At 31.1% G+C, this 25,963-nt stretch carries 35 protein-coding genes; 2 read left to right on the top strand and 33 right to left on the bottom strand.

The genetic code is table 11. From position 1 onward, the window contains the following. Nucleotides 1-98: 98 nt before the first annotated feature. The 9 genes from H526_RS0104310 to H526_RS0104270 all read right to left on the bottom strand — a co-directional run bounded on the left by H526_RS0104310 (nt 99) and on the right by H526_RS0104270 (nt 6,824). Entirely contained in the window at nt 99-773 is a 675-nt protein-coding gene (locus H526_RS0104310) for a VOC family protein (RefSeq protein WP_027391855.1), read from the bottom strand. A 78-nt stretch (nt 774-851) separates the two neighbouring features. Continuing rightward, nucleotides 852-1,283 (bottom strand): VOC family protein, encoded by a 432-nt coding sequence (locus H526_RS0104305; RefSeq protein WP_027391854.1) that lies wholly within the window; start codon nt 1,281-1,283, stop codon nt 852-854. A gap of 67 nt (nt 1,284-1,350) precedes the next feature. Beyond that, on the bottom strand, nt 1,351-1,887 hold the full coding sequence (locus tag H526_RS0104300; RefSeq protein WP_027391853.1) for a GNAT family N-acetyltransferase: 537 nt from the start codon (nt 1,885-1,887) through the stop codon (nt 1,351-1,353). A 61-nt stretch (nt 1,888-1,948) separates the two neighbouring features. Beyond that, a complete protein-coding gene (locus tag H526_RS0104295) occupies nt 1,949-2,242 on the bottom strand; it encodes a DUF1330 domain-containing protein (protein WP_027391852.1) in 294 nt (97 codons plus the stop codon). A 20-nt stretch (nt 2,243-2,262) separates the two neighbouring features. After that, nucleotides 2,263-3,168: an NAD(+) diphosphatase gene (gene nudC / locus H526_RS30605; RefSeq protein WP_051335972.1), complete on the bottom strand. Its 906-nt coding sequence runs from the start codon at nt 3,166-3,168 to the stop codon at nt 2,263-2,265. Then, nucleotides 3,161-3,496, bottom strand: coding sequence for a winged helix-turn-helix transcriptional regulator (locus tag H526_RS0104285; RefSeq protein ID WP_027391851.1), 336 nt, complete (start codon nt 3,494-3,496; stop codon nt 3,161-3,163). The genes nudC and H526_RS0104285 overlap by 8 nt, the downstream gene beginning before the upstream one ends. A gap of 183 nt (nt 3,497-3,679) precedes the next feature. Next, nucleotides 3,680-4,195 (bottom strand): GNAT family N-acetyltransferase, encoded by a 516-nt coding sequence (locus H526_RS0104280; protein ID WP_027391850.1) that lies wholly within the window; start codon nt 4,193-4,195, stop codon nt 3,680-3,682. Between the two features lie 8 nt (nt 4,196-4,203). After that, entirely contained in the window at nt 4,204-6,027 is a 1,824-nt protein-coding gene (locus H526_RS0104275; RefSeq protein ID WP_027391849.1) for a glycoside hydrolase family 2 protein, read from the bottom strand. Nucleotides 6,028-6,122: 95 nt separating this feature from the next. Further along, complete coding sequence (locus H526_RS0104270; RefSeq protein WP_027391848.1) at nt 6,123-6,824, bottom strand: CPBP family intramembrane glutamic endopeptidase; 702 nt, start codon at nt 6,822-6,824, stop codon at nt 6,123-6,125. Between the two features lie 250 nt (nt 6,825-7,074). Between H526_RS0104270 and H526_RS32290 the strand changes: the two genes are divergently transcribed. Together H526_RS32290 and H526_RS0104260 are read left to right on the top strand one after the other, a co-directional pair. Then, complete coding sequence (locus H526_RS32290) at nt 7,075-7,788, top strand: putative quinol monooxygenase (protein ID WP_155839622.1); 714 nt, start codon at nt 7,075-7,077, stop codon at nt 7,786-7,788. Nucleotides 7,789-7,864: 76 nt separating this feature from the next. Further along, nucleotides 7,865-8,728: a helix-turn-helix domain-containing protein gene (locus H526_RS0104260; RefSeq protein ID WP_027391847.1), complete on the top strand. Its 864-nt coding sequence runs from the start codon at nt 7,865-7,867 to the stop codon at nt 8,726-8,728. 43 nt (nt 8,729-8,771) lie between these two features. Here H526_RS0104260 and H526_RS31675 read toward each other — a convergent pair whose 3' ends face one another. The 24 genes from H526_RS31675 to H526_RS0104145 form a co-directional block, all read right to left on the bottom strand. Beyond that, nucleotides 8,772-8,930 carry a DUF2200 family protein gene (locus tag H526_RS31675; RefSeq protein WP_155839621.1) on the bottom strand — a complete coding sequence of 53 codons (159 nt, stop codon included), beginning with the start codon at nt 8,928-8,930 and terminating at the stop codon, nt 8,772-8,774. 77 nt (nt 8,931-9,007) lie between these two features. After that, on the bottom strand, nt 9,008-10,579 hold the full coding sequence (locus tag H526_RS0104255; RefSeq protein WP_027391846.1) for a beta-1,3-glucanase family protein: 1,572 nt from the start codon (nt 10,577-10,579) through the stop codon (nt 9,008-9,010). Nucleotides 10,580-10,781: 202 nt separating this feature from the next. Then, entirely contained in the window at nt 10,782-11,516 is a 735-nt protein-coding gene (locus H526_RS0104250; protein ID WP_027391845.1) for a class I SAM-dependent DNA methyltransferase, read from the bottom strand. 99 nt (nt 11,517-11,615) lie between these two features. Further along, nucleotides 11,616-12,788, bottom strand: coding sequence for a YHYH protein (locus H526_RS32285; RefSeq protein ID WP_027391844.1), 1,173 nt, complete (start codon nt 12,786-12,788; stop codon nt 11,616-11,618). A 3-nt stretch (nt 12,789-12,791) separates the two neighbouring features. Continuing rightward, nucleotides 12,792-13,703 carry a helix-turn-helix domain-containing protein gene (locus H526_RS0104240; RefSeq protein ID WP_027391843.1) on the bottom strand — a complete coding sequence of 304 codons (912 nt, stop codon included), beginning with the start codon at nt 13,701-13,703 and terminating at the stop codon, nt 12,792-12,794. Nucleotides 13,704-13,736: 33 nt separating this feature from the next. After that, nucleotides 13,737-13,886, bottom strand: a complete 150-nt coding sequence (locus H526_RS31670; RefSeq protein WP_155839620.1) for a hypothetical protein — start codon at nt 13,884-13,886, stop codon at nt 13,737-13,739. A 37-nt stretch (nt 13,887-13,923) separates the two neighbouring features. Further along, nucleotides 13,924-15,192, bottom strand: a complete 1,269-nt coding sequence (locus H526_RS0104230; RefSeq protein ID WP_027391842.1) for a serine hydrolase domain-containing protein — start codon at nt 15,190-15,192, stop codon at nt 13,924-13,926. Beyond that, a complete protein-coding gene (locus tag H526_RS32155) occupies nt 15,176-15,337 on the bottom strand; it encodes a glycine zipper domain-containing protein (protein WP_169728182.1) in 162 nt (53 codons plus the stop codon). The genes H526_RS0104230 and H526_RS32155 overlap by 17 nt, the downstream gene beginning before the upstream one ends. A 124-nt stretch (nt 15,338-15,461) precedes the next feature. Further along, the gene (locus tag H526_RS0104220; protein ID WP_027391841.1) at nt 15,462-16,307 is read right to left on the bottom strand and encodes an NmrA family NAD(P)-binding protein; all 846 of its coding nucleotides are present in this window, start codon (nt 16,305-16,307) and stop codon (nt 15,462-15,464) included. Between the two features lie 63 nt (nt 16,308-16,370). Next, on the bottom strand, nt 16,371-16,775 hold the full coding sequence (locus H526_RS0104215; RefSeq protein WP_027391840.1) for a DUF5367 family protein: 405 nt from the start codon (nt 16,773-16,775) through the stop codon (nt 16,371-16,373). A gap of 47 nt (nt 16,776-16,822) precedes the next feature. Continuing rightward, nucleotides 16,823-17,314, bottom strand: a complete 492-nt coding sequence (locus H526_RS0104210) for an anthrone oxygenase family protein (protein WP_027391839.1) — start codon at nt 17,312-17,314, stop codon at nt 16,823-16,825. Further along, on the bottom strand, nt 17,304-17,672 hold the full coding sequence (locus H526_RS0104205) for a hypothetical protein (RefSeq protein WP_027391838.1): 369 nt from the start codon (nt 17,670-17,672) through the stop codon (nt 17,304-17,306). Before H526_RS0104205 ends, H526_RS0104210 begins: the two co-directional genes overlap by 11 nt. Before the next feature lie 106 nt (nt 17,673-17,778). Further along, nucleotides 17,779-18,768, bottom strand: a complete 990-nt coding sequence (locus H526_RS30600; RefSeq protein ID WP_027391837.1) for an AraC family transcriptional regulator — start codon at nt 18,766-18,768, stop codon at nt 17,779-17,781. 306 nt (nt 18,769-19,074) lie between these two features. Then, nucleotides 19,075-19,611 (bottom strand): NADPH-dependent FMN reductase, encoded by a 537-nt coding sequence (locus tag H526_RS0104195; protein WP_027391836.1) that lies wholly within the window; start codon nt 19,609-19,611, stop codon nt 19,075-19,077. Between the two features lie 2 nt (nt 19,612-19,613). Then, on the bottom strand, nt 19,614-20,069 hold the full coding sequence (locus tag H526_RS0104190) for a DoxX family protein (protein ID WP_027391835.1): 456 nt from the start codon (nt 20,067-20,069) through the stop codon (nt 19,614-19,616). 22 nt (nt 20,070-20,091) lie between these two features. Next, a complete protein-coding gene (locus tag H526_RS0104185) occupies nt 20,092-20,736 on the bottom strand; it encodes a hypothetical protein (RefSeq protein ID WP_027391834.1) in 645 nt (214 codons plus the stop codon). Between the two features lie 53 nt (nt 20,737-20,789). Then, a complete protein-coding gene (locus tag H526_RS0104180) occupies nt 20,790-21,383 on the bottom strand; it encodes a Crp/Fnr family transcriptional regulator (protein WP_027391833.1) in 594 nt (197 codons plus the stop codon). 267 nt (nt 21,384-21,650) lie between these two features. Next, the gene (locus H526_RS0104175; protein ID WP_027391832.1) at nt 21,651-22,526 is read right to left on the bottom strand and encodes an alpha/beta hydrolase; all 876 of its coding nucleotides are present in this window, start codon (nt 22,524-22,526) and stop codon (nt 21,651-21,653) included. 185 nt (nt 22,527-22,711) lie between these two features. Then, a complete protein-coding gene (locus H526_RS32455; RefSeq protein ID WP_281171940.1) occupies nt 22,712-23,200 on the bottom strand; it encodes a serine hydrolase in 489 nt (162 codons plus the stop codon). A gap of 37 nt (nt 23,201-23,237) precedes the next feature. Beyond that, complete coding sequence (locus H526_RS32450) at nt 23,238-23,732, bottom strand: serine hydrolase (RefSeq protein ID WP_035084476.1); 495 nt, start codon at nt 23,730-23,732, stop codon at nt 23,238-23,240. Nucleotides 23,733-23,932: 200 nt separating this feature from the next. Beyond that, nucleotides 23,933-24,187 (bottom strand): hypothetical protein, encoded by a 255-nt coding sequence (locus tag H526_RS0104160; RefSeq protein ID WP_027391829.1) that lies wholly within the window; start codon nt 24,185-24,187, stop codon nt 23,933-23,935. A gap of 2 nt (nt 24,188-24,189) precedes the next feature. Then, nucleotides 24,190-24,435: a hypothetical protein gene (locus H526_RS0104155; RefSeq protein WP_027391828.1), complete on the bottom strand. Its 246-nt coding sequence runs from the start codon at nt 24,433-24,435 to the stop codon at nt 24,190-24,192. Between the two features lie 189 nt (nt 24,436-24,624). Then, nucleotides 24,625-25,053, bottom strand: a complete 429-nt coding sequence (locus tag H526_RS0104150) for a hypothetical protein (RefSeq protein ID WP_027391827.1) — start codon at nt 25,051-25,053, stop codon at nt 24,625-24,627. 198 nt (nt 25,054-25,251) lie between these two features. After that, the gene (locus H526_RS0104145; RefSeq protein ID WP_027391826.1) at nt 25,252-25,818 is read right to left on the bottom strand and encodes a hypothetical protein; all 567 of its coding nucleotides are present in this window, start codon (nt 25,816-25,818) and stop codon (nt 25,252-25,254) included. Between the last annotated feature and the right edge of the window lie 145 nt (nt 25,819-25,963).

Here is a 25,963-nt window from a genome sequence, read left to right as displayed (position 1 = left end):
ATACACGTTTTTTGTTTGAATACTTAGCTAACAATAAGGTTAATAACTCAAAATATAGGGCCAATTAATAAAAGCTATATTAATTGATAGTTGTTTTTTTAGGAGTACTTTTTTATTTCTTCATTCTTATATTCTAGATAGAATGTTTGATCATTATTATTTATTGTAACACTAAATGGTTCTGGTTTAATTTTAATGGAAGTAGGAAACCAAAAATCTTTTAAGTTATAGTTTGGTAGTAAAAATAATCCTTCTTGCGAACCATTTGTTCCAAATCTTAGAGGATCACCTTTCCAAAATTTTGTTCCAAACTTTTCTTGAAGTTGATTATTCATTTTTTTTACATCACTTGTAGGCATTCCAATTTCATTTACACATAATACATCCGAAATTTTAAAATCAGAATCAATAGCGTTTTTCAGTTCATGTCTTACGATAAATTCAGCAATATTTCCACTAGCATCATAGAAGTAAAATGAATCAGCATTCCAGCTTTCAAATCTCTGGGTCTTTCTTCCTTCTTCTAAGTCTAAAATGGGAACCCTTTTTTCCATCCATTTTATTGCTTGATTTAGTTTGTTGGATGGGATTAAAAAACAATAATGGTACTTATAATCCTTTTCAGACTTTTCGAAAGTTAATTCACTCCATCCAATTTTTAATGTAAAGTGGCTTACTGTACTTTCAAGTATTTCAAATCCTAAAGTATTTGAATAGAATTGTTTTTCTAAATCTAGTTTATTTGTATATAACTTTAATTTTTGAATTTTCATTTTTGGTCCATTTACTAATTACTTGTACTATTTTGGGTAAAAGACAAAAGTATATTAATCTTTATTAGTCACGGTTTTTTATTTGAATTTGGAATAGAATTCATTCTCATTGACAACAATGGTCGTCAATTCGACCTTATGTCCATCTGGGTCTTTTGTATAAATTGAATGAAAATAGTGATGATCCTGAATGTTGAAGTCTAAATTTAATTCTGTATATCGTTCTTTAGCTTTTTCAAAATTTTCTTTTGTAACATTAAAGGCAAAATGGTCAATTTTTACATTTTTAGAATTTAAATTAAGTTTAGAATCATCTAAATCAGCCGGAAACAATGCAATTCCAGATTTTCCGGAAAGCAGAAAAATGGGAAATTCACCCCATTCAGGTGGTTTGTATTCTTTTAATCCTAATACTTTTTGATACCATTCACTTGAGATTTTCAAATCTTTTACTCTAATGGCTACGTGATCTAAAAAATCGAGGGTTATTTCATTATTTTTTCTTACCATTTTTCAAGTCTATTACTTTCCAATTTTTTGCTAGTCTAAAAGGTCAACTATTATTAGATAGAATAGTTCATTCATTAGCTATTTTAGAATAAATATCTAAACTAATAAATGCTCCATTTTTAACTTCGCAGTCTTGCATTGTACCTTCTAAATTGAATTTAAGTTTTGCCAAAGCTTTTTTGCAATTTATGTTTTCGGTTTCTACAAAGCCCTCAATTCTATGTAATCCAATAGTATCAAATGCGTAATTAACAATAAGTGGCATTGTTTCGGTCATGAAACCTTTTCCCCAACTTTGTGGCAATAACCAAAAACCAATTTCTGCTTTTCTATTTTCTTTACTCATATTATTTAATCCACCTGCACCTAGAAAACTTCCATCATCCTTTGAACAGACAGCCCACCAAATTCCGGTTTCATTTTCTTCCAGATCAGCAAACCAAGACATTTGTTCTCTTGTAGCCTCTAAACTATTATAACTAATGCCATAATATTTAATTATATCTGGGTGCGAAAGCCCTTTAAAAACATTTTCTAAGTCCGAATCATTAAACTGTCTTAAGATTACTCTTTTAGATTCTAAAACCGGAAATTTTTTGTTCATTTTATAATTGAATTCTAAGGAATTAAATGTTAACTAAACGATAGATATAATATGAATAGATTTACTCACTAATATAAGCTTCTAGTTTGGAAAAAGCTTTTTCACGGTAAGGTAATAATTCTTTATATTCATCACTATCAAATACATCATGTAATGATTTCATATCTGGAAATTCCATTATAGAAACTAAACTGGGAGTGTAATCACCTATAAGAGGTTTAGAGACCTTAAATTTATTTACAGGCTTTGCATCTACTTTTTTATATAGAATTCCTACTTTTTCTAAGTAATGAGATAATGCCTCGTTGCCTTGTTGATTTATTGTAGCTACGATTGTTACATTAACTTTTTTCATATTTTTCTTTTTAATTTAGATTAACTGTTTTTTTCGATCCATAATTGTATTATATAATTTGAGATAGAGTCCTTTTTAGAAATCACAAGTTTATTTTCTTGCACCATTTTGTTGATTTGATTAGCAGAAAACCATTGTGCTTTTTTTATTTCTTTATTATCGATAGTAAAATTTTTGCTTTCTGTTTTTGCCGAAAAGCCTAACATTAATGACGATGGAAAGGACCAAGGTTGAGAACCGATATATTCTATATTGGTGACCGCTAGATTTACTTCTTCTTTCATTTCTCTTTTAACAGTGTCTTCAAGGCTTTCTCCAATTTCTGAAAACCCCGAAAATAGAGAACACATATAACCATATTCTTTTTCGTGCATATTTAATAGACATAGTGGAGGTCCATTTTTTGGTTTGTATTCTATTATTACAATTACAGCGGGATTAATTCTTGGAAAGTGTAATGAATTACAAAGATTGTTTATGCATTTTCTTCTATGCCCTTTTTCTTCTCTGATTGTCGTAGAACCACAATTATTGCAGAATTGATGCGTGTTGTTCCAGTTTGTAATTCCTTTAGCATATGCTAGTAACGAAGCTTCTCTTTCATTAATGAGATGGAAACAATCTCGTACACATAGTAATTTAGAATATGATATAAAATTTGCTATAGTCGAAAGCTCAATTTCTGATAAATCAATACACCAAATTTCTTTATTATTAGATACGCCAAGAAAATATTTTTGATTAGTTAAAGAAGCTAATTCCAAAGGGATATTCATTAACACTTCATCTTTTAAGGCTGATGTAACTATAAAAAAGTCATTCTTAAAAATTGGGATATAAGAAACCTCACGAAATTTTGTGTCAACTTCACGTAGTTCAGCAGCTCTATCAAAGTCATAATTGCTATAGGATTGTATTCTATTCATTGGTGTCAAAGTTTTTTGCCCAATCTTTTGCCCAGGATTCTAAAGGTTTTAGTAGTAAGAAAATTTCTTTCCCTTTATCGGTAAGCGCATATCCATCAACTGTTCTTTCAATTAAAAATGATTGGGTTAATTCTTTCAGTCTCCTATTTAATGTTGTTGGCGAAATAGATTCACACCTGTCCTGAAGTACCCTGAATGTACAAGATCCTTCTTGTAGTCTCCAAATAATTCCCATCGACCAACTTCTTCCTAGTAAGTCAAATAGTGCCATTAAATGATTTCCTGATTTTGAACCTCTAACTGGTTTTCCTGGTGTGGGTAGTGACATAGTTTAATTTGCTACATTATTGGTAGCAAAGCTACATAATATGTAGCGCTCTGAAAAATATTTTACTATTTTTTAACAGTAAAATCGGGTAGAAGGATATATCATTGCTTGTGTATTCTTTTATGATTTAATTCTTTATACCTATTAAAAAAAGTTTAGTGATAGGAATATAACTATGCTTTATTAATTGAATACTTTATTCATTACTAGATTTTCATAGGTGTTAGATTCCATAGGGAAATCTACATTTCCAATTGATGTATAACCTTGTCTTTCATAGAAAGCTATTGCTCTATCATTTTTGATATAAACCTCAAGATTAAACTCAGTAAATCCATGTTCTTTAACTGCTTTTTCTGCCTCGTTAATTAACCCATATCCAATTCCTTTTCCATAAAATCTTTTTAGAACATACAATTTGCTTAACTCGGGAACTTTTATTTTTCTAATAGGACAAGTGCTATTATAGATTATTTCGGCAACACCAACTGGATTTTCATTTTGATAAGCAATAATAAGTCTATTTGGATTTTCTTTTATGATGTTTTCTATAAGCTCTAAAGAGAACCTTTTAGTTATAAAATTTGCAAACTCAAATGTTATTCCATCAACAGCATAGGTTTCAATGTAAATTGTTTTCAATAAAACTGATATTCTCAAAGAGTCCGTTAGTTTTGCTTTTCCATATGATATTTTCATTGGTTACCTTATTTTTTTGTCTCGTAATATTCTTTGAGGACGAAAAAAGCTTTTTTCTTTTCACCTTTTTCCGAAATTAACCCTTTTCTATTATAGTTATCTTGAATTTCTGGTAGAACTCTTCTGGGAGATTTAAAATCAACTAAAACCCAAGGTGATATTCCTTTTAATTGTTCTATTCCGTCAACCATTTTTAATGTTTCTTGATATAGAAATTCTTGATATTCTTCTGTCCATCTATCATCTTTTTCGCCATGCAGTCCATATTTAGCTCCAGCACCAAATTCTGAAATTATTACAGGCTTGTCTTGAGTAATTTTCCATTTGATTCGCTGACATTTTTCTATTTCACCATCATACCAACCTATATATTGATTGAAACTTAAAACATCGACAATTTCGGCAAATGGATCGTCAATTGTTCTTGTATTAGGATTACCGTTATAATCGTGCTGTTCTAAAGCCGCACTAATCAAACGAGTAGGATCTTGTTCTTTGGTAAATTTAGCAAGTTTGGTAAGGAACTCATTTCTAGTATCGCTATTAGGGGTTTCATTAGCCATTGACCAAATGATTACGCTTGCTCGGTTTTTGTCTCGTCTAATAACTTCCGAAATCTGATTTTGAGCATTAAGATACGTTTCTTCATTATCCCAAGAAATTGTCCAATAAACAGGGTTTTCTTCCCAAACCAAAATTCCCATTTTATCTGCTAACCGAACCATATACTCGTTATGAGGGTAATGGGCTAATCGAACATAGTTACACCCTAAACTTTGAGCATATTCTAATAACCTTTTTGCGTCTTCTTCAGAATTACATCTACCGCCGTTGATAGGACTTTCTTCGTGGATAGAAATACCTTTGAGAAATAAGCTTTTTTCATTAATTAGAATTTCTGCCCCTTTTGTTTTTATGGTTCTAAAACCAATTTGATCTGCTATTTTATCTTCTTGCGTACTAATTGTTACATCATATAATTTTGGAGATTCTGGTGACCAATATCTAATGTTTTTGGACTTTAATTTAATAGTACATTTACCATTATTATCTGTTTTTAATTTTTCATTAATACCTAATTCTGGAATATTGATGGTAATTTCTTGTTCTGCTTGTTTAATGCCATTTAACTCTATTTGACCTGTTATTATTTTAGTGTCCTCATCGTCTAAATAAAGTTGATAGTCAGAAATAAACGTACTACTAGTTTCTATAAGCTTTACTTCTCGTGTAATTCCGCCATAATTCCACCAATCTGTATTTAAAGTAGGAACAGCATCTCTTTTTCTTTTGTTATCAACTTTAACTACTATATAATTCCCTTTAGGTTTTAATAATTTGGAAATTTCAAACTGAAATGGAGTAAATCCACCAATATGTTTACCTAATTTCTTTCCGTTGAGATAAACGTCGGTTTCATAATTTGAGGCCCCGAAATAGACAAATACTCTACTATCTTCTTGTTTTTTAGTATAATCGAACGATTTTTTATACCATAAAGTACCTTCATAATAGAATAACTTTTCCTTTTGTGAGTTCCAATCGCCAGGAACTTTAAGGCTATCCATTTTATCAAAATCATACTCCACTAAATCTGATTTTGATTTACGTTTGGCATTGGTAAAGAAAGCACCGTTTCCTGGATTTTCTTGATTTTCAAATGGTTCATATCTATAATTGTAAAACCCATTTTCATATGGATCTACAATATATTTCCAATAACCATTAAGTGAGGTGGATTCGCGATTGATGGCATTCACCATAATTTTTTCCTGTGCTTTAATCCCGTATACAAAATAGAAACAAGCTAGAATTAATATATGTTTTTTCATTTGATGTTTTAGAAGTGGGCTCTAAGAGTTAGGTTATAGTTAATACAGAACTAAAATTACTGATTTTTAGATTAAGCACTAAGCAAAACTTTTTATTAATTAATTGATGTAAATTCTGTTTCTTGTTTTACAAAATACCTAACGTAGATTAGTATCAATATAGGGACTATCACCAGACCACTGACGAAATTTAATAAAGATATCCAATCAGTTAATTCAGTCCCGCCTTTTGAAATTAGTACTAATTCACCAAGCGGACCTCTTGAAAATATGGTGTTATGAATAAAATTCCAACCTAAATGAAGTTCAAAAGGTAATAAGATAGATTTAGTTTTAGAAAAGGCCCAAGCCCAAGCGTATCCCATCAATCCAGTTCCAATGAACACTAAAATCATGGCAACAATATTTCCTAAAATACCAAAAGAAAACCAATGATAAATTCCGAATGAAATGGCAGAAATTAAAATACCTTTTCTAGAGCCAATTTTTTGGATTATAATATATAATAGTGCTCCGCGAAAAATCAATTCCTCAGTCAATACAGATTTAAAATCCCACCAAAACGATTTTAAAATAATACTAATATTAATACCGGTATTTAATATCCAAGTGGATGATTTTAAATAGGATTCTAAATTTTGTGCAAGAGTACAAAGTACCGCAGTAATAAAAAAACCAATTAGGAATTGCTTTAATCTTTTAGCTAAAGGAAGAAAGCCTAAAGCTAAAATATTTTTTTTAAGAAAAAAATGTAAAAGCAACCATGAGATCGTTATTATTACTAAAATTCCTATCATTCTGTTTCTTTATTTTATATCTAAATATATAATTATTTTTAATAAACGTTAGAGTCTCTATCTAATTGACTTTAAGATAATTAACATAGCTTCTGTTAAACCAAACATTCAAGTGTTTATACATAATTATAGAGATAGTAGATTTGATAGTATTTCTTTTTTTGAAAATTGTCCATGCTTTAGTAATAAATATCCATTCCATAGATCTTTATTTCAACCCAAATTTGTACCGAATAAAAAACGAGAAAAAATGAAAACTAACGTTCCATTAAAATTAACATTCCTAGTATTTTTTCTAGGATTTTCAGTTCAAACATTTTCAAAATCTATAAATACAAGTACTATGAAAGAAAAAGAAACTATCGGATTATTAGTAATTATGAAAGCTAAATCAGGAAAAGAACAAGAAGTTAAAGACTTCTTACTTGAAGGATTACACCTGGTAGAAAGAGAACCTAATACAGTATCCTGGTTTGCTTTTCAGATAGATAAAAACACTTTTGGTATCTATGATACTTTTAAAGTAGAAGAAGGTAGACAAGCACATTTAAAAGGCGAAGTTGCTAAGGCATTACTAACTAATGCAGCAGATTTATTAGAAAATTTTGACCCCATTAAAGATATCAGAACGATAGATATATTGGCTTCTAATCATAAACTGGATTCACAAAATATAGGCTTGCTCGTTATTATGAAAGCGAAAAAAGTAAAAACGGCAGAAGTAGAAAACTTTCTTAATATAGGAAAACAACTAGTAGGAGAGGAGCCTAAAACGTTGTCGTGGTATGCTTTTAAAATAGATGCTACTACGTATGGTATCTTTGATACTTTTTTAGAAGATTCTGGTAGAGATGCACATCTATCAGGTAAGGTTGCAGCAGCACTTATGGAAAATGCTTCTTCTATTCTAGAAAATTTTGAACCATCCGCAATTCGAAAAATAGACATTTTGGCTTCAAAATAATTGTTATCTTCGAAAGGAGTGTTTCTTACACTCCTTTCTTTTTAATCCGTGATTCTAAAAGAAAAATAGATTAGGTATGGCCCAAACTATTATTGATAAACAAAATGGTGAACTTGCTTTTAGACTAGAAAGGTTTGAAAACCTTAGTCAGTTTGACCATTTACAAAGAAAAAATTATTATTCTATTATTTTATTGAAAGGCAGTGATTATAGGCTTAATGCAGATTTGTTTGCTTATGAATTAAAAGGTAATCAGATGATTTGCATGTCGCCTTATCAGCCTTTTATGATTACTTCCAAGGAACCTTCCTCCGGATGGTTATTAAATTTTCATCCTGATTTTTTTTGTACCTATCGTCATCAAAATGAAATAGAAACAGAAGGAATTCTTTTTAATAATTTTTATGATCTTCCACATTTTCAAGTTTTAGAAGAAACACTGTTTTTTAATCTGATTGATCAAATATCAAAGGAGATGGATAAAGACTCTATAGCGCAGCATGAAGTTCTTGTAGCTTTTTTAAAGGTGTTTTTGATAGAAGGAGTCAGACAGAAAAGACATTTTAATAAGGATATAGTACCGAAGTTTTCTGATGGAAAATCCGAGATTTTGCAAAATTTAATAGATTCTATCGAGAATAATTATTTTAAGTTGCATTCTCCTAAAGAGTATGCGGATATTTTATGTGTTAGCACAAAAACGTTGGCAGGAATTGTGAAAAAATATTTGAAACAGACACCAAGTTCATTAATTTCTAATAGAATAGTTATCGAGGCTAAACGCGAACTTTATTTGACTTCAAAACCTTTAAAACAAATTGCAGCTAGTCTTGGGTATGATGACGAATTTTATTTTAGTAGATTTTTCAAAAAGAAAGTAGGAGTTTCTCCTGATATTTATAGAAAAACAGTGGGCTTTGCCAAATTAGAAAATTTATAATATCGTAGATATTTTATGGATATCGATAGTATTTCTTTTCTTCTCACATAAATTTTCTCACTTTGCGAATTTTTGTTAATTCATTAACCAGTTTATCTAGATATCTACATTGTCTGTATAATTCAAATTGGTCTTCTATTTCTCCAATATATTTAGATAAAGTGGATAGATAGATATAGATACTACAGTAGCACTTTTTCATTTTTTTCTACTGTAGATCTCATCTTTATTCTGTTTAGATTCTGTGAGTTTCTACTAAACGGTATGTTGTATAACTGATTAGTTTATTAAAAACTTGAATGTTTTAGTATACTTATTGTCTTTACTATTTATCTCAGCTAGATATAGACCATTAGTTAAATTAGAGGTTTCGATTTGGATATTTTTAGTGCTTATAGCTTCTTCGGATTTAATTAGTTTTCCTTCAATAGTATAAATATCTATCATAACATCATTTTCTATACCAGATAGTATAATATTGTTTCCATTTGTAGGATTTGGATATAGTATCATTAACTCATCATTTATTGATGTTTCGGAATTAGATAAAACATTATCTTCAGAATATCCACCAATAATTACTTTTACTTCCGTTGGGAATGTAGATTGAATTGTAGATGAATGATCACCAACGTCGTCATAAGCAAATGCATATGTTTGAGATTCAAAACTAATGACGTCATCATGAAAAAAGCTTACGTATTCGTTATAAGGTTCTATTTGAAAAAAACGAGTTACATCATGAGAATATTGAACAGTTTCATCTGTGATATTTGTATAAATAGCATGTCGACTTATGGCTGCAGCCATTTGCGCCTGAATCATTAAATCTTCATTATATGCTTCAGTATTTACACTAGCATCATGAGGAGTATAAGCTAAATAGCCAGAACCTTCTATTGCATTTACCGTTGTAGGTTTGTCATAAATAGTGGCAATAGTTCCATCAGCCGGATCGGTAAAAATAAATTGGTTATCATTATTAACCCTACCTACCCATGTTCCTCGGTCTCCAATATTAATATGTAAGTCATAAATACTATAAGTCTCCCAAATATCATCAATATATGCGTCTAAAACATCTTTTGGGAATTCATCTACTTTAGATGGTTGTTCTATAATAGGTTCTCCGTCATAAGAATGGGTTTTTATTGTTTTAGCAACCAAATAATCGGTACTCACATTTTCATCCCAAGCGGCTAAAATTTCATCATGGGATAATAATTCTCCAATTTTTTTAAATTGAGGAGTTCCATTTCCGTTGACAGCTTCGTTATAGGATTCTTCATAAGTTTCTCCTGTAACACCGCCAGAAAACCCATGTACTTCTAATCCCATTGGGTATTGATACGCATCAACACGACTAGTATTGGTCCATAAACCAGCATCTCCCCAAGTTAATTCAACCAATTCCCAACGAATCCCATCATTAGGGTCTGATTCTGAATTTAAATTAGCACCGGCGTAACCACCAGTTTCATGAAAACGCAAATACATAGGTGATTCAAAAGAAATAAAAATTCTACAAGCATATAATCCGTGAGGAATTTGGATTTTTCTGTCTTTAATGTCACTTAACTTAGTGAAAATGTCAGGATATTTCCATCCGGCAGGTTCACTCCATTCTGGTCCATCTACAGTATTATCATCAGCAGACATAGCGATTAAAGAGCTATTGTTTATATTCATCCAAACATCGCCAGTAGGTTCCATCTTACCAACTAATCCAATATAAATATCTTCATCTGCATATCTTGATTTATTTTCAAAAGTGTAGGGAAGTGTAAGTTGAGCATTTAATTTTATTACAGATAATGTAATAATTGCCAAGAGAAGTGTGATCTTTTTCATTGAGGTTATTTTAGTTGGTTTAAGGTTAAAACAGCAAATGCAGCTTTTTAATTTAACGTATAAACGAATTAAAATTGAAAAAAATATATTGTTAAAATAAAATAAAATTAAATCTAGACAAAACGTAATTCCGTAATTGATTTTGAAGAAAATAATATATAACTAAAAGATTTAAAAGAAATTATTCTATGCGAATAATACATCACTTTTCTGCTACGATTACATATGTTGGAAATGCGTAAGATTCTTTCGATATGATTTCTTTTATTTTAAAATCATTAAGCTCTAGAAATATTCTAATTTCCTCTCTAGTAAAAGTTCTAATCACTGATTTATCTATTCCGATTTCTTTTAAGCCATCTTTCGATTTCTTGAAATAGTGAGATTCCCAGTTAAAGGTCATTCCTTTATCTAAGTCTATATTCCATATACTTTTTCTTAGATATTCCTCGTTCTCATAAGTTGCATTATGAAAGACTTCTTTCCTATGCCAAATTGAAGGTATAAATTTTTCAGCATCAATAAAGTCAAAACTAAATATTCCTTTTTCTTTAAGATTATTGTATACATTATGAAAAGTGGATAAAACATCTTTATTAGTCAATAGATAGCTGATAGTTCTGCCTACCATTAGCATACTTCCTACTTGCTTATCCAACTTAAAAGAACGTATATCTTCCTTTGAGAATTTGCACTTGGGATATTTTCTTTTGGCAATTTTGACCATTCCTTCACTTAAATCAATACCTGAATATTCAAATTCATTTTTTTGAAAGTAATTACCCAAATGCCCGATTCCACTTCCTAATTCTAGTACTTGCTTTTTATCGTTTTTTTTAAGAATACTTGCATAAAATTCGAATTCACTCTTGTAATCAATAAAAGAGGAGTACATTGCTTCATAAACTTCGGCTAAATTGGTATAAAGTTCGTTCATTACCTTTTTTATTAACTTCAGATACTAAACATTACAGCTAACGATTTGGTTACGGTACCTTATCTAATGCACATATGTAAAGCCTTTGTTTTATATTTTCTACTCTTTTGTTTGGGTATAGCCAGGTAATCCGTGTAAACATTTTATAATTTGGTTTCCTCCTGGTTCGCCCGCATGATAATGATATCCTCGTTCATCATCAAAATGGCCACCGCATTCGTCTAAATTTTCGGATTTATTACCTTTTTTATCTATCAAACCATAAATTCCAAAACCGTCAATTGCATACCCAATCATAGAGGAGTGCGAATTAGTTTGGGTAATTTCTTTAGTAGAGCCAGTGACTGCGTGATAATGATAACCTCCATGTGGATTTACGTGACCTCCGTGGTCGTCCAAAGGAGCAATGGTATGTGCCGCTAATATTGCATGTGTTGGAGCAGGTGGGTCATATTTAACACCATTGAAAGCAATGCCTATTCCACCTCTTCCAAAATTTTGAGTAGTTTTTATATATTTTGGTGTTACCGGAATCACAAAGGTTGTTACTTGATCTTTAAAATATTCTGGCAAACATTCTACACAATAGTTATGATATTTTTCCTCTACTTGTGGTTTTGCCGCCGCCAAGCAACCTTCTTCGGTGTCGGTAACTTTAATAGTTCCATCTTCTCTATATAATTTCCATTTGTCATCACTATAAAATTCGTTCAATTTGGAAATAAAGTGTCCCGAAACATCATAAACTTTATCATCCTTAAACCAAATTCCTGCTTTCTCCATCCCATCTTCAATATGTCGAGGGCACCAAGGACCCATTTCATGTTCAGTTGCTTGAGAATTTGTTTTAATGACGTAGCATAGTGTCTTAATGCCATTTAATTCAACCATTTCCTTTTTAATACTGTCAATTATATTTTCTGAAATGAAGTAATCTGTATTTACAGGAATTACCTTCATAGAGGAATCAATTTCATTAGACAAATCCTTATTTGTATTTGCTATTTTTGATGGCTTATTCTCTTGTTTATTTAACTCTTCTAAAGTTAAAAAGCCATCATTATTACTGTCAATATTATTGAAATTATCTGCAATTGGTCCTTTAACTTCTGTTTTGGATAATTTTCCATCTTTGTTACTGTCTAATTCATCCATTAATTGCGCAGAAGATGGTCGTTGTCCATTTGGTTCTTGTTGTTCTTTTTTTTCCTGATTTAATTTGCAAGAAATCAAGATTGTAAGAGTTAATATTACAAATAAAGCATGTTTCATTTTTTAATTCATTTTGTGTTTTTTTCTATACTCTTTAGGACTGATACCTTCTTTCTTTTTAAATAATCTTGAAAAATAAGGAGGGTATTCAAAACCTAATTCATAGGCAACTTCAGAAATTGTTTTGTTGGGATTTAGTAACACATTCTTGGCTTCATCAATTAAATACAACTGCAAATGTTCAGTAGAAGTTTTTCCTGATTCTTTTTTGAGCGTATCACTCAGGTAACGTTGCGAAACGGATAGTTGATCTGCAATTTGTTCTATGCTTGGAATACCTTTTTCTTGCAATTGCCCCGAATCAAAATACTTTGATAATTGTTGATTAAATTGCTCTAGTAGATTATTTGATAGCTCTTTGCGATTTAAAAATTGTCTTTCATAAAAGCGTTTGGCGTATTTTAAAAGTGTACTTAATTGAGAAATGATAATTTCTTTACTAAATTCATCCTGATTATTCTGGTATTCAATATTAATATTTTCTACAATGGATTCTACTTGTTTTTCTTCTTTTGGCGAAAGGTGTAACGCTTCATTTACAGAATACGAAAAGAAGCTATATTTCTTAATTTGCTTCGCCAATTCTGTTCCTTTCAGGAAGTCTTCATGAAAATTTAGAGAAAAACCTTTTTGTTCATAGAATACACTATTATCCCATTGTAAAACTTGTCTTGGAGCAATAAAAAACAAAACACCATTTGTAAAATCATAATTTGTTCTTCCATAATTTAAATCACCTTTTACGATTTTCTTCAAACTAATGGAATAGCAATCATTTGTAATAGGAGGCGAACTTTCTTTCGGACAAGGTAAAAAACCTTCACCTTTAGTAGAGAAAACACTGAGCATAGGATGCTCTGGAGGAGGGAGTTCAATATAATTTAAGAAGGATGATAGTGTTTTGAAATGTTTCATCTAGCTAATTTAAAAATTCCATTTAAAATTTATTTAGTTATCAGAAACATTCCAAGCTTTTTGTAATTTTAATTCTTTAATATTAAGTGTTTTACTAGGTTTAAAATAATCATTAGTAAAATCAGCAAATGCATTAGAGTGTGCATTATTTTTTTCTATAGGTTTTCTTTCTGCAAACGTCATATTGCGTTTGACGTAGATATAATTTTATGTTTATGGGTTATACTTTTCTTTTATAGTACTTTCGCGAAAGGGAAATAGTTATAATTAGCAGTATGATTACTACACTACCTATTATTACATTACTGACCATCTTATTTTGTTGCATCGCAAATAGTAAAGTATCTACTTTTCCAGTGTTTAGAAATACCCAATCACTTGCAATTCGGGTAGCAAAATCGGAGTTTCCAGTTGTCAAAATGATAATACCATCTCCATTTGTTGGATTATATCGAAAGGCTGTATTAACAGGTGGATTGCTTTGACCATCATGTCCTATTATAAATTGTCCATTATCAATTTCTGCGAAAAGGAAGGTGCCAAGACCATATATAGGAGCACCAAGTTTATTTGCTTCAGCTTGCCACATCATTCTTTGATATTTTGGCTGTAATGGTTTTAGAGTGCTTTTTTCTATATTAAAAAGAGCGAAAAGCTTTTCTAAATCGGTTAATGTTGTATATAATGATGTTGCAGCCAGAGAGGTGTAATAAAAATGAGGCGCTTTGGAACCATCTGCATTGTAAAAATCACAGAGTTTGTTACGAAACTTTTCATCCCATTGATAGAAAGACGATTGCATTCCTAAGGGTTCAAAAATTTCTATTCTCATATACTGATCAAAAGATTGTCTACTCACTTCTTCTACAATGAGTTGAAGCAATGTAAATCCTCCTCCAGAGTATCGCCATTCGCTTCCTGGTAAGATGCCTACTTGCGTGCTACCATTTCTACCTTGGTCAGCGTCCTTTGCTTTGGTAAGTGAAGATTCTAAAGACTGCACATCTTTTAAATTTTCGAAACCAGAGTATCCAAGTCCATCGGTCAATCCTGCAGTATGACTAAGTAGTCTTCTAACCGTAACTTTATTGTTGTCAAACGAACTAGGTGGTAATTCCCAACGTTTAAGGTAGTTAGATACGGGAACATCCAAATCTAATTTCCCTTCTTGAACTAATCGCATAACCCCAATAGCCGAGACAAATTTTGAAAGAGAAGCTACTTGAAACACTGTATTTCGGTTAACTGAAGTATTCTTTGAATGGAAAGATTCCGTTACTGGCGCTCCATCTTTAAATATAGCCATAGCCATATTGCCTACAAATTCTTTTTTAAGTTCTTTGTGCGCTGATGCTATAAACTTTGTAGACTCTTTTTGTTCAGTGAATGGTGTATGCCACCAACCTTGGTCGGTACCTAAAAAAGTCATTACTGTCCATAAAACAATTAGGGCAGCCGATAGCGAGGTGTATTTAATAAATCTTTTCATTGTGATTTTTAATAACGGTTCCAAAAATTAAACCTACACCAGCTCCAAGCGTTAATCCAATAGCAATATTACCGGTTAAGATTCCTGCAGAAAGTCCAATCCCTGCTCCAAAAACAAGACCTAATTTTTTATCTTTCTTTTTCATGTTATGTGTTTTATTATTTCTACTCTATATTCAATTGATAATTACTGTTCATCTACAATTAACAACAGGACCAATAATTTAATTGTTAATTGACTTAAAGGCCCTATTGTATGATTGTTTTTTATTACAATGTTTGCGTAACGCTTTGATTCCAAATACCAGTTACAGCAGTTTCTTTAGCAAAGGTTTCAAAATCTATAGCTGGTCTACCCAATACTTTGGCGACATCGTCAGATACTTCTTGGTTCTCTGGATTTCCTAATACTTCTTGGAATAAATAACCGAATAGCCATACATACGAATCAGGTAATCCTGCTTGTTTCATACCTTCCTTAAACTCATCAATAGAAATTGGTACAAACTGAATATGCTTGTTACTAGCTTCAGCCATAATTTCAACCACCTCCTTAAAAGTTCTTTTTTGAGGACCTGTTACAGTTATGGTTTGTCCATTATAACTATCATCTACGATGACTTTAGAAACTACATCCGCTATATCATTGACATCGACAAATGGGATTTCTGCATCTGGCATTGGTAATGCAACAGTACCATTGAGTACAAATTCTAAGAAAGCACCTTCACTAAAATTTTGATTGAACCACGATGCTCTAACCAAAGTGTAGTTTAAACCAGAGTTTGCTACGATATTCTCACAAGCTTCGGCTTCTGTCTCACCTTTTCCAGAAAGTAACACCACTTTTTCTAAGCCAGCTTGTAGAGCTTTTTTAGTAAGTGTACTGATAGCGTCTCTTGAACCTGGTACTGCCAAATCCGGATAATACACAATATAGGCTCTATCCATATTTTTTAAGGCCGCGTCATAGGTATCTGTGTTTTCCCAATCAAACATTGGGGTTGTTTTTCGTCCAACAACGCGTACATTATGGCCTAATTCTGTTAAATTTTCTGCAACTCGGCGACCGGTTTTACCGTTTCCTCCGATAACTAAAATGTTTTCTGATTTCATTTCTATTCGTTTTTAAATTGATATTAATTGTGTTTTAATTATTTAATTTTTTTGATTTTACTTTTATAAGCAATTTGCAGTATTTGTTTTACTAAAAACTTTAGTATACCAATACGTGGTACTCATTGCTATAAACTCTACTCCAATGAGCCAAAAACCAGCAGCAGCAAAGAAGCTATAATAGGATCCTCCATTAGGAACTATTAAAAAAGGTACAGTAATTAGAATATCTAAAACCGTTGCGGTTAAGAAGAAAATCACCCCTAACCAATATCCTTTTATAGTACTTTTTTTTCTGTAATATAGTTTTGCTCCTAACCACACTACAGGTAGAATTCCTAAGGACAATAAAATATTTGCCTGAAATTCTGGGTCCTCTAAAATCGGGATGTAGAAGGAAATTGTGTAAATACTTACTCCAATAATCCAGATAATAACCCCAATGCTTATGGCTCTTAATTGTTTCATGATTGTTCGTTTTTTGATTGATTATTTTTTTAAGCTGATACCTTGTCTTATTTTGTGTAAAGCATGCCTATGATTAAAAGTGTAAAAGCACTAAATGATGATACTGTTCTTATGGTATGCCAACGATTCCAAGGTTGTTCGAATTTGTTTCGAAGCTCGTGCAATTCAATTTTTGAAAGAGTTTCTAAGTTAGAGGTATCCAAAACCTCATTTAATGGAACGTTTCCAAAAATGGTTACCAAGCCGATGCCAACAAAAAACAGTATTGCAGCCGTAAGGAATAACCAGAAACTTATATTGTTGTTTTTAAATAAATAGGTATTTACAAAGAGTAATATGACAGGACCAAAAAATACTACCATAAAACGGGCATTTATAATTGCTCTATTCATTGATTGAAAAGACCTTAAGAAGGTTAAGTTGTCTAGTCGACCAATACCAGGTGTAACAGCATTAGACCAAGTAAAACATAAACCAGCTGTAAGACCAGTAAATAGTAAACCGAGCATTAACACGATAAATTTTAGTTTAAATTCCATTAATTGATGTTTTTGTAGAAGTTATCCACGATAATAATTCTTGATATTCCTTAGAGTTGAGTTTTATTTTTTTGCCCTTAGGCATTCTTTTTTTTATGAAGACTTGCTTGTAGATATCATTAGCCCAAGAATTCATGTTTTCTAATGTGAACACACGTCTTTTATTCTTTTTGTAATGACAAACATTACATTTACTTTCTAAGATTTTAAATGCTTCAGCTTTAGAATCTTTTACTACATAATTTAAAGTGTATACCGAAATAGATTCCGTATTCTCTTTAATCAATTCGTAAGTGTTTTTTGAATTGATAGTTAGTACTGTAAAAAATCCTATTATTAATTTTACTGTTGTTATCATCATTATATGGTGTTATTAATTTGATGATACAAAGGTGCCAAGTGTTCAAAAGAGTTTTTTGACACTTAAAGACAATCTCTTGACATTTTACGCCAAAAAGGATTTTTTAATTATTTTTCCTAAATTCTGAAGGAGTTTGATTAGTCCATTTTTTAAAAGCACGATTAAAAGCACTTTGTTCAGAGAAACCTGTTAAGAATGCGATATCACCAATACTTTGATTTTTATCGTGTAGCATGTCTTTAGCGATTTTTTCTTGAGTTCTTTTCACTAAATCCCTATAGGTAACACCTGCCTCAGAAAGCCTTCTGGTGAGTGTTCTGTTACTCATGGCTAGGAGTTCACTGATATTTTGAATCGCAGGGATACCTGTCGGAAGCCCATCTTTAATTAGAGATTCTACATCGCGTACAAACTTATTACCGGGTATTTTGATGCCTTTAGTGTTTTCATCTACCTGTTTTAGTAAGTAATTATTTATACTGACATCTGCCTTTGCAGTTCTTAAGTTTAAGTCAGCCGTTTTATAACTTATGGAATAGCGAGGTTGATTAAAAAGTATTGGACATTTAAAAGCAGTATTATAACTAGTTAAGTCTTGGGGCGGGCTGTGTTTAAAACTAACCTGAATCGGAGAGATATCTTTTTCAGACATGGCTTGCAGTACCACTACTGTGGCAGATAAGCTAGCTTCTGTAGACAATTCCATACCTCTTCGATGTGCTTCTCTATTGAGTATAACATGAGAAATGTTTCCTTCTTTTTTAATTTTCCATACAAATGTATTTGAGAGGAGTTTAAAATAACGATCACTACGTTCAAAGATTTCTCCTACTTTAGAACAAGTGCGCCATGATAGTCCTAATACACCATAATCCTCAATAATCATTTGCTGGCCTACCCGAACCCCAAATCCTGGTCCAAGTTTATCATCTAGTAGCTCGTGTAAATCTAGAAATTCTTCAGCGGCAACAACCTGTAAATGCTTTGCTGCATCTATTGAAGTAGGTAAATCGATAAAATCATCCCTAGACATGCCCTCTGCTATGGCGCAATTAATTATCTTGAGGTATAGACTTATAGAAAAGTATTTCATTTTTCTTACTGAACTGACAATTGCAACTTTTTAATTTTTTAAAATGTCTTGTCCAAACATAGGATTAAAGGTAATAAAATCCTAAGAATTCACTTTGCCAACTAATAACTAGTTGTATACTGTGAATCTGTTGCGAGACTATGTTTTTAATCTAAGCAAGTAATTTTCATAATTTCAAAGAACTTATTGATACTGAAAAACCAACAACTTAAAAATTGTGTAAAAAGCAATAATCACTTTATTTTTTTAAAAGATAGACTTGTGTGATGGTTAGCGATGGCGACAATAGTTTTTTAGTTATTGAAACTAGTTATTTAATTTCTGTTCAAAAAGATGGGTTTTTCGACTCAATTCTTCTTTTAATTCATTATCAGAAATTCCGTTTTCTGAAAAATTATCATAGAAATTGGCTAATGAAAAATCTGCAATTATTTTACCTCCTAAATAGGGGAAGTATGTCTTAGCAGCTTGCAAAACTGTAGTACCACCTCTATCGCCAGGTGAAGTTGCCATTAAAAGCATAGGTTTTTCTCGCCATATATTCATGTCTACTCGAGATAACCAATCGATGGTGTTTTTAAATACTGCCGCATAAGTCCCATTATGTTCGGCAAGAGATATAATAAAACCATCAGCAATATTCAGTAGCTCATCTAATCTTTTAACTGCAGTAGGTACTCCATTTTCGGCTTCAAAATCAACTCCATATATTGGTAAAACATAATCGTTTAAGTCGATTGAAATGATTTTTACATTTTCTAATAAATTAGAGGTATAGGATAGTAAACTTTTATTGATTGATTTTTGACTATTAGTACCTGCTATTGTGATTATTTTTTTCATAATTATTGTTTTTTAGAGATTAGATGATCTATGGAATATTTTCCACTACCATGTATTATTATTGTTAAGGCTAGACCGATAATTAGAAGAGAATATTCGTAACCTTCACCCGCTTGATTACCAAACCAATTCATAAAAAAGCCGTGTTCTAACTGCGCGGTAAAAATGATGCCTAGGAACATTCCCGCAAGTGATATTGCCCAAAACCTACTAAAGATTCCTATGATTAACGAAATAGCCCCAAAAAACTCAATCATGATTACTGAGACAGCTACAATACTAGGTAAACCCATTTGTGTAGTCAATGCCTCCATAGTTGCTGAATACCCGTAACCCCCGAAGAATCCTAATAATTTTTGTGCGCCATGAGGAAATATGACTAAACCAAGTGTTAATCGTGCGATGCTAAACCCAATATTTGGGTGCGTTTTTAAAAGTTTTTTTATCAAGTTTTTCATAAGGTTTACTATTTAAAATTGTTTATAAAGTTGTTCGGTAATACAGTCCGAAAGATGATTTTTTTATAGGTTTATGCCCATATTGATCAAGGTCCACACCAATACCAAACTGATGCCTATTGAATGATACACCAGAACGTAATTGTTGGAAACTTCTAGAATGAGTTTTAAACTCATCCCATACGGTTAAAAACTGACCGTTTAACCAAAGAGATGCTTTTTTATTTATTGGAGTATTAAACTCAAACTGTGCAAATATCTCGGTATAGCTAGCTTCTTTTTGCTCAGAATGTGCTACTGTAGGGATAATTACAAATAATACTCGTGAATTTTTTATAGCGAACTTTGCTGACAAACGTTCTGAATACCCAGAAAAACTATTGTAATATAGAGATGGACCAATGGAGATATTCTCATTAATATTCCAAAATACCGTTGGTTGTACACCTGTTTCATCAAAAACTTGGTTTTCTTCATCTCTAAATTTTTGAAAGAAAGCCAGTGTATTAATACTAAAGGTCTTACTCTTGTTAATTGTATGACTAGCGTATACTATAAAATCTGTTTTATCAAAACCAGAAAACAGTTCTACTTGCATAAATTGTGCTTGCAGGTAGTTTGCAAATCCAAAGGTCAAAATGAAGGTAATGAGGATTATTTTTTTCATGCTTCAAAATTCCGATAGGAATACATGAAAAAAAATGAACTAGTTTAAGATTTTTACATTCTATTGACTTTTGTAATAATTTTGCTCATAAATTCTGGTGTAATGCCGATATAACCGGCTAAGTCTTTTTGAGTAATTCTGTTGACAATTTTTGGATATTTCTTTTTGAACTCGATGTATCTTTTTTCTGCAGTTAAGGATATACCATGATTAGAACGCCTTATGTAACTTATAAGCGATCTTTGATAAAGAATACGATAAAACCTTTCAAATTTTGGTATTTCTTTAAATAGTAAATCATAATTAGCTCTAGAGATGGCTAATAATTCAGAATCTTCAGTTGTCTTTATAAAATAGGAGGTAGGTTCATTAGTCATAAAACTAGCCATATCTCCAGTCCAATAGTCCTCTACAGCAAACATGGATATATGTGGAGCACCATCTTCATCTAAGGTGTAAACTTTTAAGCACCCTTTGGTGATAAAGTACTCATGTTTAGTAATATCACCTGCTTGCATTAAAAATGCCTTCTTTTTAACTTTTATTTCTGTAAGTAACGAAAGATATTTTTGCTTTTCTAACTCGGTTAAATCAATAAACCTCGCTACATTATTAAGTATTAGTGTATGTGATTGGTTATAGTTCAATTCAAGCTCGTTTTTGATTTTTTTCCTAAGTTCTTATTCCTAGATTTTGTTTGAATTAGGAGTTCTTTTTTTAGACATTTTCTAAATTATTCGAACCATGTCACATATAGTTAGTGACCCTGTAAACAACTAATTTAGTAAACATTTGTAAGCTATAAAATAGTTCTGCGAAATTTCTTAAATAAATACTATTCAAAGTAATTAATTATATAAGTTGCCGTTCCAGTTTATTTTGTTCTAGTGTGGTTTTAATGTCTCTTATGAATTTTATTGATTCTTTTTTAATTCAAGTTCTTCTAAAAACGACCACATTTTTTTATTTAACATTAAGCGCTGCTCTTTTGAAAATTTACCGTGGACTCCTTCTTCAATTGATATGAATTCTGTTTTAACATTATGTGCCTTTAATTTTTCATAAAGAAGAGATGACTGTTCATAAGGAATAATTGGGTCTTTAGTGCCATGTACTATCAATACAGGAGGGCTGTTTTTATCTACATAATACAATGGCGAAACAGATTCAATAAACTTTCTATTTTTAGAACCATCACCCAACCATTTTTTCACAGAACCTTTATTTTTCAGTAGAGTTAGGTCGGTCGGTCCATATTTATCAATAATGGCGGCTATTTTAATATTACCATCGTATATACAGTTTCTATCAAACTTTCTATTATTATTCAACAAACCCGCCATGAGAGCTAAATGTCCTCCGGCAGAACCACCCATGATAACAATTTTGCGAGTATCAATATTTAATTCTTTAGCGTGTTTATGCAAATAGAGTAGAGCACATCGTATGTCTTCAATTGCTCCAGGAGCCTTTGAAATATTAACCAAACGATATTCTACATTTGCAACAGCAAACCCTTCTTTAAAAAAACTAGAAAAGCCAGTTTTAGATTCTTTAACACCATGATTCCAACCTCCTCCATGGATGTTAATCACAATTGGAGTAGGTTTTTGAGAAACGGGATTAAAATAAATATCCATGCGCCCTTCCCAATCATCTATTTTAGTATAAATTAAGTCAATTTTAGCTTTATAAGTTACAGGATATTTAACAGGTTTATATTTGGTTTCCTGTCCTGATAAATCAAGAAAGAAAACTAAAGTTAGGACTACGACAAAGTATCTTTTCATCATATCATTGTTTTGTTGCAATTAATGGTTAGAGTATGGAATGTAGCTTTCAAAAGGGCACTAAATTTTCGGATTAACACAGAGCCGAATTTTTTTGTTTTTTATTCTGAAAACCAAATATAAATAATTTAGAAATTTCTGTAAATGATTATATTTTTTTGATTGAATACTTGTTAAGCAGTGTGTTAACTATCGTATTTTTCTATCAGTATTGGTAATTTTCCATTTAAGAATTTAATCTGTTGTTCAATTCCGTTTGGTGTATCATGGTTGTGAGTTGTAACAATAATTATTTTTTTACTAGGAATCATAATTATAAATTGTCCACCATAACCCATTCCATAATCAATTTTATTACCTTTAAATTCAGATTGATACCAGCAAAATCCATGTTTAGAATTTCTCAAACCCCATTTAGTTGAAGATTTTTCATTTTTATCGAATAGTTTTTGAATCCATTCCTTAGAAACTAATTGTTTTCCTTTCCAGTTTCCATTTTTTTCTAACAATTGAGCTATTTTCATCAAATCAATTGGTTTCATTTTGAGACCAAGTCCACTTCCGTCATAGTATCCTTTATTTCTTTTTTGCCAATTTGTATCATAGATGTTTAAGTGGCTAAATAAAAATTGATCGGCAAAATCTAATGTCGAATTTCCATATGCTCTACTTATGATAACAGATAATAAATGAGTAGCTCCAGAGTTATAGTTATATTTTTTCTCCAGGATTGTTTTCTAAATTCTTTTTCAAGACAAAAGAAATAGGATTTTCATTAGTTAACCATTCTTGGTGTTCTAAATATCCTTTCCATGAAAGCCCCGAGGTCTGATTTAAAAGGTGTTCAATTGTAATAGTATTCTTTTTATTATCCGTCAAATTTTTAAATTCTTCTGGAAAATACTTTTCTATAGGTTCATTGATATTTTTTATGTACTCCTTGTCAATTGCTATTCCAATGAGAATGCTCATAATTCCTTTTGTTAAAGACTGCACATCGCAAAGGCTATCTTTAGTTTTTCCATTATAATATTCTTCAAAAACAATTTTCCCATTTTTAGAAACCAAAGTAGAGAAGATATAATCTTGTTGTTGCATTGTCTTTTCGAATAATACAGTTTCTTTGGTTTTTTCTTTTTCGATTTTTTTACAGGATAGAATTGTAAACGAGATAGTGATTATTATAAATGGAATTTTCGTTATCATCAGAATGTCTTTTTTATGGTGGTTTGTGTCTAATATATATGCCGTAGCAGAGCAAATTGTTACCTTGCTTTTTCGTTTTTCTGTGTATTGGTAGCTAACTTTTCTTAGTAGGTAGCATTGCATCTTACCAAAAATACAATAACCATTGGATTCATCACTTAATTGCTATGATCACATATATCGTGTTACCCAATGTTTTTTTATTCATATCCGTGTTTCTTTTTCCGGCCAGATATTTCGATTTTATCTTCAGGTGATAGTCTTAATCTTTTCTTTTCAGATGCTTTAAACCCGTAAAAAACAAATGCAATCCAAAATAGTGTTCCAGTTAAAAGCAAAATTAGTCGTTGTTTATATTTTAGTTTAAAGTTTTCATTCCGTAATTCAATAAGATCTTTTCCAACAGTCCATTTACCTACAAGAATAAAAGGAGCAACTGCGAAAATGTATAACATTCTTAGTTTAGAATAACTTTCGGATGTATTTTTTTATGTGTCTTTTTTAATTCAATTATACAGTTATCGGTTTCTCTTTCCCATTGTTTAATTATTTTTTCTTGTTTTTGTTGCGAACCCCTGCGTTTTAGAAGCTCTTGTTTAGCTTGAGTAATAGCTTCTTTTTTCCAACTATCTTCACTTAAATAAATAATCTTTATTAAATCATTAGTAGTGCGTTCAGAAATAGGAGGTGTAAATTTTGTCATTGGCAATATTGGGTAATGTTTAATATATGTGTCGTTGCAGAGTAAAATGTTACCTTGCTTTTTGATTTTTCCTCACATTGGTTGCTAACTTTTACTTTTTGTAAGCACTGCGTCTAACCAAAAATACAATAACCATCCAATTGATTACTTTGCTGCTATGATCACATGTATGTTGTTTTGGAACGTATTTTATTTATTCTTTCTAACTTCTGACATTATCATTTCCGTTTTTACATATTGAACAATTTCATCATTCTTGAAGTATTCGTAATCATAGTCATTATCTGAGTTATAGTGAATTAAATCTCCAGAATTTTTAGTAAGCATTATATTAAAAAATTCAACGTTCTTACAGTCAGCGGTTGAATATAAAACCTCTATAAATCCAAAATTATTTTTAGCAGAAGTTTTGTTAGAAATATCAGTTTTAAGTTTTTTTAAAAGAGACTCAACTTTATTAATTTTTTCTTTATCCGTAATCGTCAAAGAGTTTTTTCCTCCATAAGAGTGTTTCGTTTTGTTGATCATTTCAATTTCAACAATCGGTAAAGAACATTTTCTTCGTTTACAAGAAAACAGACATAATAATAGTAAAATTAAAGTCAGAGTTTTTAGCATTGTAAATTTTTTCGCAAGAGTAATTTATATGTTGTACAACGTTTAATATATGTGTCGTAGCAGTGCAAAATGTTACCATGCTTTTCAATTTTTCTACGCATTGGTTGCTAACTTTTACTTTCTGCAAGCATTGCGCCTTACCAAAAATACAACAACCATTCGATTGATCACTTAGCTGCTATGGCATCATATATAGTATTAGGCTTTTGTTTTATATTTTTTTATTATTTGATCATCCCAAACTTGAGCTTCTATATATTTATCATATTTAAACCTCTCCTCAGTTTGAGATTTTTCTTCATTAGGAAGTCCATACTCTCCAATAAGATCATTTATTTCATCCAACAAGAAAATTTGATCGTTACAATTCTTTCGATAAGTTTTAAGTTTAGGTTCATCATGAAACTGATAAGAAATCATACTGTCAGGATACGTAAAACTTATATGCTCAGGTTTAAAATCAATTAGTGGAATTTTAATGACTCCTGGATTTACATACCAAGATTTTGCAAACTCACATTTTCCTAAAGTAAAGTAAAAAGGATCCTTCCTGTTGGGTCTTCCTCCCTTTAAAATAAAACCATCTTTAATTTTTTTTTCTAAAGAGAATCTCAAATCAAGATAGTTTTCAGGTCTTTTACTATTCCATCCTTCCGTAATTTTATCTTGAATATTTTCAGCTTTTTCATGACCATACTCGGTAATGTTACGGAATGGTCCGTTTTCAAGTTCGTAATAATGAAATAAATATTTTGGTATGTTCATTTAGTTTAGTTAATAAAGCCTAACGTTTAACATATGGCAAGTTGGGCAGGTGATAAGCACTTACTTTCGGTCTTGCACTAAGCCAAATCTTTTGCATTTTGTTTTATCTTGTTTTTCTAAAAGCCAAATTAAAAGATTTGGCGAC

This window comes from Aquimarina latercula DSM 2041 (genome assembly GCF_000430645.1).
Lineage (GTDB): Bacteria > Bacteroidota > Bacteroidia > Flavobacteriales > Flavobacteriaceae > Aquimarina > Aquimarina latercula.
Note: the sequence above shows the minus strand (reverse complement) of the source record. Positions and strands in the feature narration are given on the sequence as shown.

Bases quoted from the DNA above. Each gene is read 5' to 3' on its own strand.
- H526_RS0104275 (WP_027391849.1), bottom strand. From the start codon at position 6,027: ATGAAAAAACATATATTAATTCTAGCTTGTTTCTATTTTGTATACGGG.
- H526_RS0104150 (WP_027391827.1), bottom strand. From the start codon at position 25,053: ATGCTAAAAACTCTGACTTTAATTTTACTATTATTATGTCTGTTTTCT.
- H526_RS0104270 (WP_027391848.1), bottom strand. From the start codon at position 6,824: ATGATAGGAATTTTAGTAATAATAACGATCTCATGGTTGCTTTTACAT.
- H526_RS0104295 (WP_027391852.1), bottom strand. From the start codon at position 2,242: ATGAAAAAAGTTAATGTAACAATCGTAGCTACAATAAATCAACAAGGC.
- H526_RS0104300 (WP_027391853.1), bottom strand. From the start codon at position 1,887: ATGAACAAAAAATTTCCGGTTTTAGAATCTAAAAGAGTAATCTTAAGA.
- H526_RS0104255 (WP_027391846.1), bottom strand. From the start codon at position 10,579: ATGAAAAAGATCACACTTCTCTTGGCAATTATTACATTATCTGTAATA.
- H526_RS0104220 (WP_027391841.1), bottom strand. From the start codon at position 16,307: ATGAAATCAGAAAACATTTTAGTTATCGGAGGAAACGGTAAAACCGGT.
- H526_RS32450 (WP_035084476.1), bottom strand. From the start codon at position 23,732: ATGATAACGAAAATTCCATTTATAATAATCACTATCTCGTTTACAATT.
- H526_RS0104215 (WP_027391840.1), bottom strand. From the start codon at position 16,775: ATGAAACAATTAAGAGCCATAAGCATTGGGGTTATTATCTGGATTATT.
- H526_RS32285 (WP_027391844.1), bottom strand. From the start codon at position 12,788: ATGAAACATGCTTTATTTGTAATATTAACTCTTACAATCTTGATTTCT.
- nudC (WP_051335972.1), bottom strand. From the start codon at position 3,168: ATGAATAGAATACAATCCTATAGCAATTATGACTTTGATAGAGCTGCT.
- H526_RS32290 (WP_155839622.1), top strand. From the start codon at position 7,075: ATGAAAACTAACGTTCCATTAAAATTAACATTCCTAGTATTTTTTCTA.
- H526_RS31675 (WP_155839621.1), bottom strand. From the start codon at position 8,930: ATGAAAAAGTGCTACTGTAGTATCTATATCTATCTATCCACTTTATCT.
- H526_RS32155 (WP_169728182.1), bottom strand. From the start codon at position 15,337: ATGAAAAAGAAAGATAAAAAATTAGGTCTTGTTTTTGGAGCAGGGATT.
- H526_RS30600 (WP_027391837.1), bottom strand. From the start codon at position 18,768: ATGAAATACTTTTCTATAAGTCTATACCTCAAGATAATTAATTGCGCC.
- H526_RS0104205 (WP_027391838.1), bottom strand. From the start codon at position 17,672: ATGATAACAACAGTAAAATTAATAATAGGATTTTTTACAGTACTAACT.
- H526_RS0104260 (WP_027391847.1), top strand. From the start codon at position 7,865: ATGGCCCAAACTATTATTGATAAACAAAATGGTGAACTTGCTTTTAGA.
- H526_RS0104155 (WP_027391828.1), bottom strand. From the start codon at position 24,435: ATGACAAAATTTACACCTCCTATTTCTGAACGCACTACTAATGATTTA.
- H526_RS0104210 (WP_027391839.1), bottom strand. From the start codon at position 17,314: ATGGAATTTAAACTAAAATTTATCGTGTTAATGCTCGGTTTACTATTT.
- H526_RS0104185 (WP_027391834.1), bottom strand. From the start codon at position 20,736: ATGAAAAAAATAATCCTCATTACCTTCATTTTGACCTTTGGATTTGCA.
- H526_RS0104305 (WP_027391854.1), bottom strand. From the start codon at position 1,283: ATGGTAAGAAAAAATAATGAAATAACCCTCGATTTTTTAGATCACGTA.
- H526_RS0104280 (WP_027391850.1), bottom strand. From the start codon at position 4,195: ATGAAAATATCATATGGAAAAGCAAAACTAACGGACTCTTTGAGAATA.
- H526_RS0104175 (WP_027391832.1), bottom strand. From the start codon at position 22,526: ATGAAAAGATACTTTGTCGTAGTCCTAACTTTAGTTTTCTTTCTTGAT.
- H526_RS0104240 (WP_027391843.1), bottom strand. From the start codon at position 13,703: ATGAAACATTTCAAAACACTATCATCCTTCTTAAATTATATTGAACTC.
- H526_RS0104250 (WP_027391845.1), bottom strand. From the start codon at position 11,516: ATGAACGAACTTTATACCAATTTAGCCGAAGTTTATGAAGCAATGTAC.
- H526_RS0104310 (WP_027391855.1), bottom strand. From the start codon at position 773: ATGAAAATTCAAAAATTAAAGTTATATACAAATAAACTAGATTTAGAA.
- H526_RS0104160 (WP_027391829.1), bottom strand. From the start codon at position 24,187: ATGTTATACATTTTCGCAGTTGCTCCTTTTATTCTTGTAGGTAAATGG.
- H526_RS0104190 (WP_027391835.1), bottom strand. From the start codon at position 20,069: ATGAAAAACTTGATAAAAAAACTTTTAAAAACGCACCCAAATATTGGG.
- H526_RS0104145 (WP_027391826.1), bottom strand. From the start codon at position 25,818: ATGAACATACCAAAATATTTATTTCATTATTACGAACTTGAAAACGGA.
- H526_RS0104195 (WP_027391836.1), bottom strand. From the start codon at position 19,611: ATGAAAAAAATAATCACAATAGCAGGTACTAATAGTCAAAAATCAATC.
- H526_RS0104285 (WP_027391851.1), bottom strand. From the start codon at position 3,496: ATGTCACTACCCACACCAGGAAAACCAGTTAGAGGTTCAAAATCAGGA.
- H526_RS0104230 (WP_027391842.1), bottom strand. From the start codon at position 15,192: ATGAAAAGATTTATTAAATACACCTCGCTATCGGCTGCCCTAATTGTT.
- H526_RS31670 (WP_155839620.1), bottom strand. From the start codon at position 13,886: ATGACGTTTGCAGAAAGAAAACCTATAGAAAAAAATAATGCACACTCT.